This window comes from Glacieibacterium arshaanense, from assembly GCF_004681125.1.
Taxonomy (GTDB): domain Bacteria; phylum Pseudomonadota; class Alphaproteobacteria; order Sphingomonadales; family Sphingomonadaceae; genus Polymorphobacter_A; species Polymorphobacter_A arshaanense.
In genome coordinates this window covers 724,007-738,466 of the sequence record NZ_SIHO01000002.1, presented here as the reverse complement: position 1 = coordinate 738,466, position 14,460 = coordinate 724,007, and the positions used below count along the sequence as shown (strand labels likewise).

Below are 14,460 nucleotides of genomic sequence, written 5' to 3'. Positions count from 1 at the left end.
ATGCACTGCCTCGGGGACGCGGGCCGGGACACAGGGATCAATGACCAAATACCTCGACGTCAACGTCGTCATCTCGCCCGGCGGGGACGATGTCTATAATGTGCGTCTGCAGTCGGACGCGGGCATCGGCAACGGGACGCTCAAGCTGCCGTTCACGCTTGCCGAACTGTCGGAAGCGGTATTCGGCGTCGCCGAAACGGCGCGCGGCATCGGCAAGGTGACCGCGGATGGGCAGGCAGCCCCGTCGCGCACCGCCGCCGACTACGGTGCCGACATGTACGCCGCGCTGTTCCAGGATCAGGTGGGTGAACGGCTCGCCGCCATCATGGACCGCGCCGAAAACCTGCCCGATACCGGCGTCCGTATCCGGCTGTCGATGGACCTGCGGCAGACCGGCATGGCCGAAGTGGCCAGCCTGCCGTGGGAACTGATGTGCAAGCGCGGCGAGCGCGCGCTGGTCGTGTCGAACCGCAGCGCCGTGGTCCGCGTCTTCGATTCGCCAAAGCCGCTCAACCCGCAACCATTCACCGCGCCGCTGCGCATTCTGGTCATCATGTCGAACCCCAACGGCACCACCGGGCTGGGGCTCGACGACGAACTGGCGCGGATCAAGGCGAGCTGGGCCAAGCTGCCGAGCGTCAGCGTTGATTACGCGCCGCCGGTGCGCCAGCAAATCCTCGACAAGCTGCGCGAGGCCGATTTCCACGTCCTCCACTACATGGGCCACGGCGACTATGCCGGTGATACCGGCGGCTGCCTTGTGCTCGAAACTGCCGAGGCCCAGCCCGACTTCGTCAGCGCCGATGATTTCGCGATGATGCTCGCCGACGAACCGCTGCGGCTGGTGTTCCTGAATGCCTGCAAGACCGGCACCACGGCCACCAAATCGGGCGCGCACCCCTATGCCGGCGTCGCCGCCGCACTGGTGCGCGAACGAATTCCGGCGGTGCTGGCGATGCAGTTCCCGATTTCGGACCGGGCCGCCATCGCGTTTGCCGAAACTTTCTATAAATGCATCGCCGCCGCCAGCCCGGTCGACTACGCCGTCGCCGAAGCGCGCAAGGCAATCTATTCGGGGGCGCAACCCGAATGGGCAACGCCGGTGCTCTACATGCGCTCCGACAGCGGCGACCTGTTTACGCCGGCCGATGCCGCGCCGGCAACGACCATCACCACCCCTGCCCCTGCGGCAGCGGTCCGTGCAACTGAAGCGGCCTCGGCCTGGGGTGCCGCCGGCAGCGACCGCCTCAAGCTCTATCTCGCCACGCCCGACCAGGACTGGGAAAAGAAGCACGAGGCGCTCGCCGCCGAACTCGGCGCCCGCGATGATTGCGCCGTCGTCGCCGAGGTCCCGCTCGATGACACAAACTACAGCGCCGGCGTCGATGCGCTGCTGCGCGAGGCCGATCTGTGCATCCATCTGCTCGGCGCCAATGCCGGCCGGCGCATCGATGTCGATGACGGCCAGCCGCTGCGCACCTATCCGCTGCAGCAGCTCGAAGCCGGGCTCAAGCTCGCCAAATCGCAGATCGTGCTGGTCACCGAAGCCGACAAGGCCAACATGGGCAAGGCCTATGCCGACCGCATCGCCGAGATCGAAGCGATGCCGCGCGACAAGGCACGCTTCGAATTCGTCGTCACCGACAAGAACCAGATGCTCGCCGCTATCGTCGCCAAGCTCGACGAAATCAAGCGCGCCCGCGCCGCTGCTGCCGCGCCTGCTGCCAGTGCCGGCGCCGCCGGTCATCGCGCCTATATCGACGCGCACGAAAAGGACGCCGAGCGCGCCATCGACCTGTTCGATTATCTGGCGACCAACCACGTCGAGGCCAACATTAACACCAGCAGCAGCGAAACGATCGACAATCTGCCGGCGCTCGACGAGGCCGTGCGCAGCACCGGGCTGTATGTCATCGTCGCCGGCGAGGTCGATCCGGCCTGGGTCGCCAACCGGCAGGTAGCCATCATGCGCTCGGCGGTCAAATCGCGCGCCAAGCTGGTCGTCGCCAAATACGCCGCTGCCGCCAATGTCACGGCACCGCCGATTTCGGCCGCCCGGCTCGCCATCAGCACGCTGCGCGACGGTGATCGCAGCTGGGTCGATGCGCTGTTTCCGGCCGACAAGCCGACCGAATGATGACCTTCAGCCCGCAGGCAAAATGCGATGAGTGACGAGGCGGTGCGCCGCAACCCCTATGTCGGGCTGCGGCCGTTCTTCAAGGCCGACAGCCTGTACTTCTTCGGGCGCGATGCACAGGTCGAGGAGCTGCTGGCGATCCTCGGCAACAACCGCTTCCTCGGCGTCGTCGGCAGTTCGGGCAGCGGCAAATCCTCTCTGGTGCGTGCCGGGCTGGTACCGGCACTGCTGGGCGGCTTTCTGGTCCACGACCGTGACCGCTGGCGCCGCGTCAGCATCAAGCCCGGCGACGCGCCGATGGCCAACCTCGCCGCCGGGCTCGTCGCGGCGATGTCGGACGATCCGGACGCCGAGGCCCATTCGGGCAGCCCCGCAGCGCAGTCGCTCGAAGCCGCGCTACGCGCCGGGCATACGCCGGCGGCGCTCGACTACATCCGGCCGCGACTGGAACCCAACGCCAACCTTTTCGTGCTCGTCGACCAGTTCGAGGAGCTTTTCGCGTTTCGCGGCGATGACGACAGCGACGACCAGCCCGATGCCGACCCCGAACGCCGCAAGGAGCGCGCGCGCCGCAAGGCCGAAGCCAGCGACTTTGTCGACCTGCTGCTGACGCTCGCCGACCAGCGCGAGCTGCCGGTCTATGTCGTGCTGACGATGCGCACCGACTTTCTGGGTGACTGCGACCTGTTCTTCGGACTGCCCGAAGCGCTCAACCGCGGCCGCTATCTGGTGCCGCGGATGACGCGCGAGCAATTGCGCGATGCGGTTGAATGTCCGGCGCTGCTGGCGGGTGCCGAAGTTGCGCCGCGGCTGCTCGACCATGTCCTCAACGCGCTCGGCGACCGCTTCGACCGACTACCGGTGCTCCAGCACGCACTGATGCGGACCTGGGACGCCTGGCTCGCCGAAGGCGCCACCGGCCCCGTCGACCTGCGCCATTTCGATAGCGCTGGCGGACTGGAAGGCGCGCTCAATAAGGACGCCGAGGCGGCGCTGGTCGGGCTCGACCTGGTCGCCGTCGAACGCATCTTCAAGCGCCTGACCGATACCGATTCGAGCGGCCGGCGCATCCGCAGCCCGGCGCGGACCAGCGAACTCGCCGCCGCCGCCGGCGTCGATCGCACCGCCGTCGAAGCCATCATGACGCGCTACGAAGCCGATGGCCGCAGTTTCGTCCACCCGTCGCCCGACGGCCGCCCCGACGATCCGCGCTACGACATTTCGCACGAAAGCCTGATCCGCCAATGGGTGCGGCTGCGCGACTGGGTAGATGAAGAACGCAAGTCGCGCGACAGCTATGTCGAACTCGTCGACCGCGCCGCACGCTATGCCCGCAAGGACGCCGACCCGCTGCAAGGCCCCGAATTGCGGCTGGCGCGCGATTGGAACAAAGCCGCCAAACCGTCCGAAGGCTGGGCCGCGCGCTATTCGAAACACGACGGCGATTTCGCGGCAGCGATGCGCTATCTCACGCGCAGCGTCAGGGGCATGTATGCGTGGCGCGCCGCCCGCGTCGGCCTGGTCGCCGGCACGGTGCTGTTCCTCAGCATTTCGGCGTACAAGCTTCAGGAAACCATCAAGAAGGCAACGACGCAGAACAGCGAGATGGTCGCATCGGTCTATCGCAAGCTCGATCCGATCGATGGCACCGCAGCCGCGCGCAAGGACCTGCTCAAGCGCACCAGCGATCTCAATCGCGATCTCGCCAATGGCAACCTCACCGACAGCAACAAATTCTGGCAAATGATCGTCACCGGCGATGACCATGGCAGCAACGCGATCGATAAAAACGCGGCAATTCTCGATGCGCAGACGGCAGCAGACGCCGATGCTGGCACAAACGAGCAAATCATCAAGCTGACCGATGAGATGCATGCCGAAACCAATCAGGCAGCCAAAAGCTATAGTGGCGCAGCCGATTTTGCGCGCGCCAGAGCAATTGAAACGCATGATTTTAGCTGGTTTGAAAATCTTGGCACGGCGCTCACCAAATACGCAGAGATTGCCGCATCCGACCGGGCCGACACGGTCTATCAGGCTGTAATCGCTGTCGATCGCTATCTCGTCGCGAAGCAGCCGGCCAACAAGAGCTACCTTTTCAACCTCGCCACAGGCTATCGGGCGTGGGGTGATTGGCTGTCTGCTGACCAGCCCGACGCACCTGAAAAGGCAAAAGCGAAGTACCAACTTGCCGAGTCGACGGCGCGACAGTTGCTCGCGAAAGATGCCAATAGCGTCGAAGCAATGTCGCTATACATCGATATTGCCACTGCGTTGTGGTCAGTCATCGATCCGGAGAAAGATGCCGAACTCGATAAGCGCATCACTGATGAAATGACGACCCAGGCCAATCGGCGTATCGCCGTTGACAAGATCAAGAAGCAGCAATGGACCGACGCGCGGGATGCGCTCTACGACATGCTGGGCATTGAAAAGCCCAAGGCAGAAGGGCGACCCGCCAAGCGTGGCTCGGGCGGTGCCGTACACATGGCCGAACCTATATCCTGATCCAGAATTTACGGCCCGACCGGAAATACCATTCTGAGGTGACTGACCATCGCCGGGCTGAGCGGCAGCACCAGTTCGACGTTGCACGATGCATGATACGGCACCGGCGGCGTCGCGGCCGATAAATCGACGAAGCGGTTGCTCGGGTCGGTGGCCTTGGGGTCATCGCTTTGCGGGCGTGTCGGATCCATGCTGGCGATGGGCAGCGTGCCGCGACCGCCGGCGGTCGCGAAATTCGGGCTGTTGAAGCGCAGGTCGTTGCCGATGATCTGCTGTGCGGCGACCGCATATTTGCGCGACTGCGCCGCCGGTGTACCCTCGGCCACCGCGATGTCGACATTGAGCGCCTCGACCGACACGCTGTAATCGCTGTTGAGGCTGATTTCGAACGTCCGGAACTGTTGCGGGAAGTCGCGCAGCGATGAGGTTTCGACCTGCCAGAACCCCTGCTCGGGCGGCTTGCCGGCGGCGGCGGGGAACGCCTTGACGGTGTTGAAATGGCGGTGCCCGGCAATCCACATCAGCAGGTTCGGCGTCGCCTGCAATGTCGCGACCAGCCCCGCCAGATCGACGGCATTTTCGAACCCGGGCTTCATGTCGGCGTCGCCCGCCCACCATTCCATCTTCGACCCGACCGGCGACACGCCGATGGGGACATGCGCGGCGATGATCATCAGCTGGTTGTCGGCCTGCCCGCGCGCCAGCTCGGCCTGCAGCCACGCCCAGCGCCGCGCATCGAGGTAGCCATGACCGTGGATATCGACCGACCCGTCGGCTTCGGATTGGGTGACATCGAGCACGATGATCTTCAGCGGCACCCCGGCCTTGGGCACGAAGCTGTAGCAGGTGAAACCGGCGTCCGCCCCGGCGCCGCGGTTGAAACCATGCCCGGCCGGGTGCGACTGGGTATCGAAGAAGCTGTTGACCCATTCGGCCCGCAGGATCGGCCGGCGCGCCGGATCAGGCGCAATGCGCGGCGTGCCACCCGCAAATGCCGGATCACTGGCGCTGCCGGCATGAATGATGTCGGCGTTCGCGCTGGCGCCGTCGAGCACGCCCGGAAAGTAACGCGGCGCAGCCCCGAGCTTCCGGTAGTCGAACATCGGCGGAAAGCTCGAAAAATCGGGCTTGAGCGCGTTGCCGACCGACCACACGCGGTCGGCGGTATAGGATTGCCGGAACCCCAGCGCCGGGTCGGCATCGAAGGGGAACGAGCCGATGAGGAAATGATCGTGGTTGCCCATCACCTGATACCAGGGGATGGACTTGTCGAGCCCGGCGGCCTGGAACGGCTTCTGGAAACCGATGCTGTCGGTACCGAGATGCGCGCCCGAGCTCGGCACGATGCGCTGGCCGTCGAGGACATCGACATACCAGCGGATTTCGTTGAACGCGGTGTTGTTGCAGGCGTCCCCGAGCATCAGGCCAAAATCGAACGGCGCGCGGCTGTGCAAGTCGTTGACCGTTTGCACTGCCGCATCGAGCACCTGCGTGGTGTAGGGCATCACCGGCGAATAGATCGACGTGTTGGTCGCCGCCGTCGGCTCGGTCTGCTGGAACAGGATCAGCTGGTTGGGGGCTTCCTTGTCGGTGATGTGGACATCGGAAAATGTGAAGAACCGCCCCATCCGGGCCTTGGCGCCGCCCGCGGGTCGCGCGTAGCCGGCGGGCATCAGGTCGAGCCGCTCCATAACCGGCAGACCGGCACCGAACGACCATTCGCCGTAGCCCAGCGCGTCGTAGCGCGAAATCTGGTTGAGTTCGGTTTTCGCAAGGCCGGGCGTCAGCTTCGCCGGAAACGTCAGCATCCGCTCGCGCGTGGTGACGGCAGGTGTGGCAATCGGGTAGCGCGCCAGTGCGCCTGCCCATGCCTGAGCAGGCAACACGCCGCCAGCTGCAGCAACCCCCAGCACTGCACCGGTCGAGCGCAGAAAAGCGCGCCGGCTCAGCCCGCCATGGCGCCGTTCAATTGACAGGTCGGAACTGACATCCTGCGGCATACGCAGAGGCTACTGCAAAACCGCTGCCGGGAGAAACGATCAATCGGTGAAGGCGCGGCGACTCGCACACACTTGCCGATTCAACAGGCTGGAAAGTCTTGGAGGCCCGACCGGGAATCGAACCCGGGTTCACGGATTTGCAGTCCGTTACGTCACCACTCCGCCATCGGGCCAAGCTGCCGCTGGCGCGACAGAGGCGCTCCCTTAGCAATGCCGCTTGGCGAGCGCAACCTAGACCGCTAATGCACTGTGACACGCGATATTTTGATTGCCGCTCAGCTGTATTACACGTATAAGTCACCTTCAGACAGACAGGACGCTCCGTGAACGCCGATTTTACCGCCCAGCGCAGTGCGATGATTGACAGCCAGATGCGCACCGTGGGCGTCAATGATCCCGACGTGCTTGCCGCTGTCGCTGCGGTGGCGCGCGAACGCTTCGTGCCGGCAGCCCGCGCCGCGCTCGCCTATGTCGACGGCGCCGTCGCGCTCGGCGGTGGCCGCAGCTTGGTCGAACCGATGATTCTGGGGCTGCTGCTGACGCACCTGCGCATTGCGCCCGGCGAGAAGGTGCTGATCGTCGGCGCTGCTACCGGCTACAGCGCCGCCGTGGTCGGCGAACTGACGTCGGATGTCACCGCGCTCGAATGCGACGCGGCGCTCGCCGCACACGCGCGCAGCGCCGGCATCAATGTCGTCGAAGGTCCGCTGGCGGCGGGCTGGGCGGCGGCTGCGCCGTATGACGTGCTGCTGATCGACGGTGCCGTGCCGGCGCTGTCGGCGGCGCTGATCGCGCAGCTGCGTGAAGGCGGCCGCGTCGGCATGGTGTTGATCGGCGAAGACGGCGTCGGCCGTGCGACGGTTGGCCGCGTTGCCGGCGGCCACTTTGGCGGGTCGAGCATCATCGAGACCGCTGCAACACCACTGCCGGGATTCGAAGCGCCCGCGCGCTTCATATTCTGATTTCCAGGGAAAAGACTCGATGAATTCCGAAATCGCCCGCCGTATCGCAACCCGTACCCTGCCGCTGGCCATGATTGCACTGGCGCTTGGCGGCACCCCGCTGCGCGCCGACACGCTGGCAGCGGCACTCGCCAGCGCCTACGAAACCAACCCCGAGCTGCAGGCGCAGCGCGCCGTGACGCGGCAGGTCGATGAAACCGTGCCGCAGGCGCTGTCGGGCTACCGCCCCGGCGTCGGCGCAACGGTCGGCTACAAGGCCAATGGTGACAATTTCAACGAGGCCGGCCAGGTCTTCACCGCCGGTGGCACCATCACCCAGCCGCTCTACACCGGCGGCCAGACCAAGGCCGCGGTCAGCGCCAGCGAAAACCTCGTGCTCGCGTCGCGCGCCCAGCTGCGCGCTGCCGAAAACACCGTGATGGTCAGTGTCGTCACCGCCTACGCCAATGTGCTGGCGCTCGAACGCGTCGTCGAACTCACCAAGAACCAGGTCAAGGTGCTGTCGCGCGAACTGCAGGCGAGCAAGGACCGCTTCGAAGTCGGCGACCTGACGCGCACCGACGTCGCGCAGTCCGAAGCCCGGCTGGCGCGGTCGCAGAGCCAGCTGATTGCCGCACAGGGTACGTTGACGCTGGCGCGCGAATCGTATCGCCGCGTCGTCGGTCGCCTGCCCGTCGACCTCGAACCGCTGCCGCCCTTGCCGACGCTGCCCGGCACGCCGGCGCAGGCTGTCGATATCGCCGACCGCAACAACCCGTCGCTGATCGCCGCGCGCTTCAACGAAGCCGCCGCGCGCTACACCGTGCGCCAGCTCGAAGGCCAGCGCCTGCCGAGCGTCGCCGCCAGCGCGGGCCTCGGCTATGCCAACTATACCGGCGCCGGTGGCGTCGTACCTAATGGCGATTATTTCACGCAGAACATCGGCGTCTCCGCGACGGTGCCGCTGTATCAGGCCGGCGCCGTCGGCTCGGTCATCCGCCAGGCGCAGGAAGTCCGCAGCCAGCGCCTTGAGCAGATTACCGCGACCGAACGCGTCGTCGTCGAAACCACGACCAATTCCTATTCGAACGTCCAGACCGCACGCGCCACCATCCAGTCCGCCGAAGTCGGGGTGAAGGCCAACACACTGGCACTCGAAGGCGTCAAGCAGGAAAACCAGGTCGGCAGCCGCACGCTGCTCGACGTCCTCAACGCCGAACAGGAACTGCTGACCGTGCAGGTCGATCTCGTGCAGGCCAAGCGCGACGAATATGTCGCGTCGTACCAGCTGCTCGCCAGCATGGGCCTTGCCGAAGCCACCGTGCTCGGCGCGCCGGTGACGCCGTACGATTCGACCGCCAACGGCAAGCGCGTCCGCGGCATCTGGAGCGACTGGGCGACCAACCCGAACCCGGCGGCGCAGCCGCTTCCGCAGCCGGTCGCGGCCAGCCAGTCGGTGTCGGACTTCGTGCCAGTACCCGTCGCACCGCGCTGAGCCATGGCGGGCGACAAGAACCTCGACGATATCCTCGCATCGATCCGCAAGATCGTCGTCGAGGATCCGGCCGCCGAGGCGCCCGCGACCGAACCCGATATCGATGACGCGCTGCTCGACCCCGATTTCGATTCGCTGCCGCTGACAGAGTTAGCCGAAGAGCCCGCCGCGCTGCCGACCGAGGCAGGCATCGACGCCACCGCACGCGCCCTGCTGCAGCCGATGTTGCAGGCGTGGCTCGACGCGAACTTGCCCGAAATTGTCGAGGCCGCTGTCGCCGCCGAAATCAAGCGGCTGACGGGGCACGGTTAAAGAGCCTCCGGCGGGCAGGGGCTTGCCCCTGCACCCGTAAATTTGCGGCGCGTGTCACGATCACCGCCGGCACCGCTTGGGCGCGACCAACATATGGGTGCAGGGGCAAGCCCCTGCCCGCCGGAGGCTCTCCCCGCTAATGGCCGTGCATCGCAGCGCGACATTTGCTACGGTAGCCCCCAAGGAGTTTTGCATGGCCACCAAAGCCGATGTTTCGCCCAGCAAGTTGAAAACCAAGCGCGTCCGCGCGCCCGACGGCAGCATCGTGCAGATGAAGGTCGTCCAGTCGGACAGCGCCACGCTTGAGCTCGACCTGCTTGCCGCTTTCCGTTCGAACGTCCGCCGCATCCGCGCCGAACAGCGAAAGCGCGCGCGTGCCGCCACAGACCCCGCGTAAGCCCGAACGCCCGGTTCTCTGGATCATCGCCGGCCCTAATGGCTCGGGAAAATCGTCGCTCTACAACCGTTCGGACATCGAAGGCTGGGGCGGCTCGGTGTGGATCATCAATCCCGACCTGCTGACGCAGCACATCGTCGAGCATGAAGCGCAAGAACTGCTCGCGGCGAACCTCGCGGCGGTCCAGCGCATCGAATCGTGGTTGCTGACGTCGCTCGATGTCTATCAGACGATCGGCGTCGAAACCGTGCTGTCATCGTCCAAATACCGCGCGCTGGTCGAAAAGGCGCGCGCGCAGGGCTTCGAGGTCCGCATGCTGTTCGTTCTGCTGCGCAACGCCCAGATGCAGATCGAGCGCGTCCGCATCCGCGTCGCCACCGGCGGGCATGATGTGCCCGAAGACAAGATCCGCGCGCGCCGCACGCGCTCGTTCGAACAGCTGGCGTGGTTTGCCGACCATGTCGACCTGCTGGCGATCTTCGACAATTCGGGCGGCAGTCCCGAACTGATGGCCGCCAAGCGCGGCGACAAGCCGATCGTCTGGCACCGCCAGCCCGGCAGCGCGCTGCGCGCCGAGCTTTTGGCGGCCGGGCTGACGGGTTTGCCGCAGCCGGTTGCCAAAACCCGGCGCAAGCCGGTAAAGCCGGCCGCCGACGCCACGCCGACCGCAAAAACGCCGCGTCCGCGCCGGCGCGGCCGCCGGACCCCGCGCAAAAACTTGCCCTCGCCGCCACTATCCGCAAAAGACCCCGCATGACGAATCCAGACACCACCTCCGCCAATATCATCGACAAGACCTTCGATCCCGCCGAGATCGAGGCGCGGCTGTACAGGCATTGGGAATCGACCGGCGCATTCCGCCCGGCGCGGCCCGACGCCAAGCCGTTCACCATCGTCATCCCGCCGCCCAACGTCACCGGCTCGCTGCACATCGGCCATGCGCTCGACAACACGCTGCAGGACGTGCTGATCCGCTATCACCGGCTGAAGGGCGAGGATGCGCTTTGGGTCGTCGGCACCGACCATGCCGGCATCGCGACGCAGATGGTGGTGGAGCGCCAGCTCGCCGAAAGCACCCAGGCCGTGACCCGCCAGGAGATGGGCCGCGCAGCGTTTTTGCGCACGGTGTGGGACTGGAAGGAAGTGTCGGGCGGCACCATCACGCGCCAGCTCCGCCGCCTCGGCGCCAGCTGCGACTGGTCGAACGAGCGCTTCACGATGGACGCCGGCTTCAGCGCCGCGGTCACCAAGGTGTTCGTGCGGCTGTACAACGAGAAATTGCTCTACCGCGACAAGCGCCTCGTCAACTGGGACCCGAAGTTCAAGACCGCGATCAGCGACCTCGAAGTCGAAACGCGCGAGGTGCAGGGGCATTTCTGGCACTTCCGCTACCCGCTGGCGGACGGCGTCAAATTGGCCGACGGCCGCGACCATATCGTGGTCGCCACGACGCGCCCCGAAACGATGCTCGGCGACATGGCGGTGGCGGTCAACGCCGCCGACGCGCGCTACGCCTCGGTCATCGGGAAATTCGTCGAGCTGCCGATCACCGACCGCCGCATCCCCATCATCGCCGATGACCATGCCGACCCCGAACTCGGCAGCGGCGCGGTCAAGATCACGCCCGGCCACGACTTCAACGACTTCGAAGTCGGCAAGCGCGCCGGCATTGCCGCCGCTGACATGCTCAACATCTTCGACGCCGAAGCGCGCGTTGCGGCGTGCGACGGTGTGCCCGCGCGGCTGGTCGGCATCGACCGCTTCGAAGCGCGCAAGACCATCGTCGCTGAAATGGAAGCGCTCGGCCTGCTCGACCGTGTCGAGGACAAGATCGTCCAGATGCCCTACGGCGACCGCTCGGGCGTCGTCATCGAACCGTGGCTGACCGACCAATGGTATGTCGATGCAGCCACGCTCGCCGCACCGGCGATTGCCGCGGTGCGCGAGGGCAAAACCAAATTTGTCCCCGCCAACTGGGATAAAACCTATTTCAACTGGATGGAAAACATCCAGCCGTGGTGCGTGTCGCGCCAATTGTGGTGGGGCCACCAGATTCCGGCATGGTACGCCGATGACGGCCGCGTGTTCGTTGCCGAGACCGAGGCCGAGGCGCAGGCCCAGGCCGGCAACATCGTGCTGCGCCGCGACGAGGACGTCCTCGACACCTGGTTCTCCTCCGCGCTCTGGCCGTTCGGCACGCTCGGCTGGCCCGAGCAAACCCCGCAACTGGCGCGTCACTATCCCGGCGACGTGCTCGTCACCGGCTTCGACATCATCTTCTTCTGGGTCGCCCGCATGATGATGCAGGGCATCCATTTCATGGACGATGTGCCGCCGTTCGCCACCGTCTACTGCCACGGCCTCGTCCGCGACGCCAAGGGCATCAAGATGTCGAAGTCGCGCGGCAATGTCGTCGATCCGCTGATCCTGATCGACAAGTACGGCGCCGACGCGCTGCGCTTCACGCTGACCGCGATGGAAAGCCAGGGCCGCGACATCAAGCTCGATGAAAAGCGCATCGAAGGCTACCGCAACTTCGCCACCAAGCTGTGGAACGCCGCGCGTTTCGCGCAGTCGAACGGCATCGTCGGCAGCACCTCGGCAATGCCACCCGCCGCGACCGCACCGGTCAACCGCTGGATCATCGGCGAAGTCGTCGAAACAGCGCGCGCGCTCGATGCCGCGATGACGGCGTTCCGCTTCGACGATTATGCCAGCACGATCTACCAGTTCGCGTGGAGCCGCTTCTGCGACTGGTATCTCGAACTGACCAAGCCGCTGCTCGCCGAGGGTGCCGACGCCGGCATCGCGGCCGAAACCCGCGCCGTCACCGGCTGGGCGCTCGACCAGATTCTCGTGCTGCTGCACCCGGTGATGCCGTTCCTGACCGAGGAGCTGTGGCACAAGCTGGGGAGCCGTGACCATGACCTGATCGTTGCGGCGTGGCCGGTCACCGATGCCAGGCTGGTCGACGCCGACACTGCTGCCGAAATCGACTGGCTGATCCGGCTGGTCAGCGAAATCCGTGGCGGGCGCGCCGAGCTCAACGTCTCGCCCGCCGCGAAACTGCCGCTGCACGTCCGTGACGCCGACGCGGCGACGCAAGCGCGCATCCGGCGCCAGACGCCGGCGCTCGAACGGCTGGCGCGCATTGCGGCGATCAGCTTCGAAGCTGCGCCCGCGGGTGGTGCGGCGCAGATCGTCGTCGATGCGGCAACCTACACGCTGCCCTTGGAAGGCGTCATCGACCTTGCCGCCGAGCGCGCCCGCCTCGAAAAGGCAGCAAGCGCGGCGGAGAAGGAAGCCGCTGCACTCAGCGGCCGCCTCGCCTCCCCCGGCTTCACCGAAAAGGCCAAGCCCGAGGCGGTCGAAAAGGCCCGCGAGGATCTGGCAGCACGCAGCAGCGAAGCGACACGCCTGCGCGCGGCACTGGCGCGACTGGGCTAAACCCCTCTCCCCACCGAGGAGAGGGCGCCGCGTACGTGATTTTACTTGACATTATGAACCGAATCGGTTAGTAGGTTCATCAAGGCGACGGGAAATGGGTGTTTCCCGTCCAACCTGTCCGGGCTCACGATCGCCACTTGCGTACCCGGACGTGTCGTTTCACCGCCGCGCTTTTCAGCCCCGCGCTCTGTCAGGTCGAGGACTTCAGCTCCAAGTGTTCCAAGGAGGGCACGTCTATCAAACGCGTACGTCAACCGCGTCAAACACGCGTCCAAACCGCGTATGCGGCCTAAGAAACCGCAAAAACGCCCTCCGCCCCCGGCTACCTCGACCAACGACACAAAGCCTGCCTCTTCCCGATGACCCAGCAACCTACCACGGAAGCCGTCATCGGGAAGAGGATTACATCTCCACCGTGGCGGTGGGGGTCAGTACCCAAGGACGATGGACCGGGGCGGGGATATCCGCTGGCCGGAAATTCGTCGTGCGTGCGCGCCATCGACTCCTGCCGTGCTGACAGGGGCGCAGAAAACAATCGGGTGCAGGGCTCAGCCCTGCCCCGCCGACAATGAGCGGGTCGAGCACGGCGTAAAGCGCCCGGCGCGGCCGAATCTCCCTCCACAGTGCAAACCTCGCGTCGCGGCAATTACGGGCATGCCTTGTGCGCGATTGCTTGCTACTTGTCGGGCCAAGCGGAATGGCCGTATGTGAGCCAGGGCTTGAGTCTGCGTTTGATTACCAACACAGTTTTTGAAAGGTTTTCCCCATGTTCAGCACCCGTTTCCTGGCACCCGTCGCAATCGCTTGCGCCATGGCCTTTGCCGCACCGATGTCTGCGGCAACGCTGCACCCCAGCGGCACCATTGCAATCGACGAAGCGCAATTCGGCTTTCTCGTTGGCGGCAGCACCGGCGGCGGCAAGCTCAACTTCAACGGCAAGACCTATGACTTCAAGATCGGCGGCCTGACGGTCGGCGACATCGGCGCATCGAAGGTCAAGGCGAGCGGCGAAGTCTATAACCTGACCAAGCTGTCGAACTTCCCCGGCACCTATTCGAAGATCGATGCCAGCGCGACGGCCGTCGTCGGCGCCGGTGCGATCCGCCTGAAGAACGAACATGGCGTCATCCTGCACCTGCAGACCAACTCGAAGGGCCTGCAGGCCAGCGCCGGCGCCGGCGGCGTCAAGATCACGATGAAGTAAGGACTGGTGCGGCGCCCGC

At 65.6% G+C, this 14,460-nt stretch carries 10 protein-coding genes and 1 tRNA gene; 9 read left to right on the top strand and 2 right to left on the bottom strand.

Annotated elements, in window-relative coordinates:
* Positions 1-40 precede the first annotated feature (40 nt).
* Complete coding sequence (locus EUV02_RS09745; protein WP_135246035.1) at positions 41-2,137, top strand: CHAT domain-containing protein; 2,097 nt, start codon at positions 41-43, stop codon at positions 2,135-2,137.
* Positions 2,138-2,164: 27 nt separating this feature from the next.
* On the top strand, positions 2,165-4,645 hold the full coding sequence (locus tag EUV02_RS09740) for an nSTAND1 domain-containing NTPase (RefSeq protein ID WP_135246034.1): 2,481 nt from the start codon (positions 2,165-2,167) through the stop codon (positions 4,643-4,645).
* 8 nt (positions 4,646-4,653) lie between these two features.
* On the opposite strand, the gene EUV02_RS09735 is transcribed toward EUV02_RS09740, so the two are convergent.
* Positions 4,654-6,645, bottom strand: coding sequence for a TIGR03768 family metallophosphoesterase (locus EUV02_RS09735; RefSeq protein ID WP_135246033.1), 1,992 nt, complete (start codon positions 6,643-6,645; stop codon positions 4,654-4,656).
* 99 nt (positions 6,646-6,744) lie between these two features.
* Positions 6,745-6,818 (bottom strand) — tRNA-Cys (locus EUV02_RS09730).
* A 150-nt stretch (positions 6,819-6,968) separates the two neighbouring features.
* Here EUV02_RS09730 and EUV02_RS09725 point away from each other — a divergent pair.
* The 7 genes from EUV02_RS09725 (at position 6,969) to EUV02_RS09695 (ending at position 14,441) form a co-directional block, all read left to right on the top strand.
* A complete protein-coding gene (locus EUV02_RS09725) occupies positions 6,969-7,607 on the top strand; it encodes a protein-L-isoaspartate O-methyltransferase family protein (protein WP_243445848.1) in 639 nt (212 codons plus the stop codon).
* Between the two features lie 19 nt (positions 7,608-7,626).
* A complete protein-coding gene (locus tag EUV02_RS09720; protein ID WP_135246032.1) occupies positions 7,627-9,081 on the top strand; it encodes a TolC family outer membrane protein in 1,455 nt (484 codons plus the stop codon).
* A 3-nt stretch (positions 9,082-9,084) separates the two neighbouring features.
* Positions 9,085-9,393 carry a DUF2497 domain-containing protein gene (locus EUV02_RS09715; RefSeq protein WP_135246031.1) on the top strand — a complete coding sequence of 103 codons (309 nt, stop codon included), beginning with the start codon at positions 9,085-9,087 and terminating at the stop codon, positions 9,391-9,393.
* A 193-nt stretch (positions 9,394-9,586) separates the two neighbouring features.
* The gene (locus EUV02_RS09710) at positions 9,587-9,790 is read left to right on the top strand and encodes a hypothetical protein (RefSeq protein ID WP_135246030.1); all 204 of its coding nucleotides are present in this window, start codon (positions 9,587-9,589) and stop codon (positions 9,788-9,790) included.
* The gene (locus tag EUV02_RS09705; protein WP_135246029.1) at positions 9,768-10,547 is read left to right on the top strand and encodes an ATPase; all 780 of its coding nucleotides are present in this window, start codon (positions 9,768-9,770) and stop codon (positions 10,545-10,547) included. The genes EUV02_RS09710 and EUV02_RS09705 overlap by 23 nt, the downstream gene beginning before the upstream one ends.
* Positions 10,544-13,237 carry a valine--tRNA ligase gene (locus tag EUV02_RS09700; protein WP_135246028.1) on the top strand — a complete coding sequence of 898 codons (2,694 nt, stop codon included), beginning with the start codon at positions 10,544-10,546 and terminating at the stop codon, positions 13,235-13,237. Before EUV02_RS09705 ends, EUV02_RS09700 begins: the two co-directional genes overlap by 4 nt.
* A gap of 766 nt (positions 13,238-14,003) precedes the next feature.
* A complete protein-coding gene (locus tag EUV02_RS09695) occupies positions 14,004-14,441 on the top strand; it encodes a DUF1134 domain-containing protein (RefSeq protein WP_135246027.1) in 438 nt (145 codons plus the stop codon).
* Positions 14,442-14,460 lie beyond the last annotated feature (19 nt).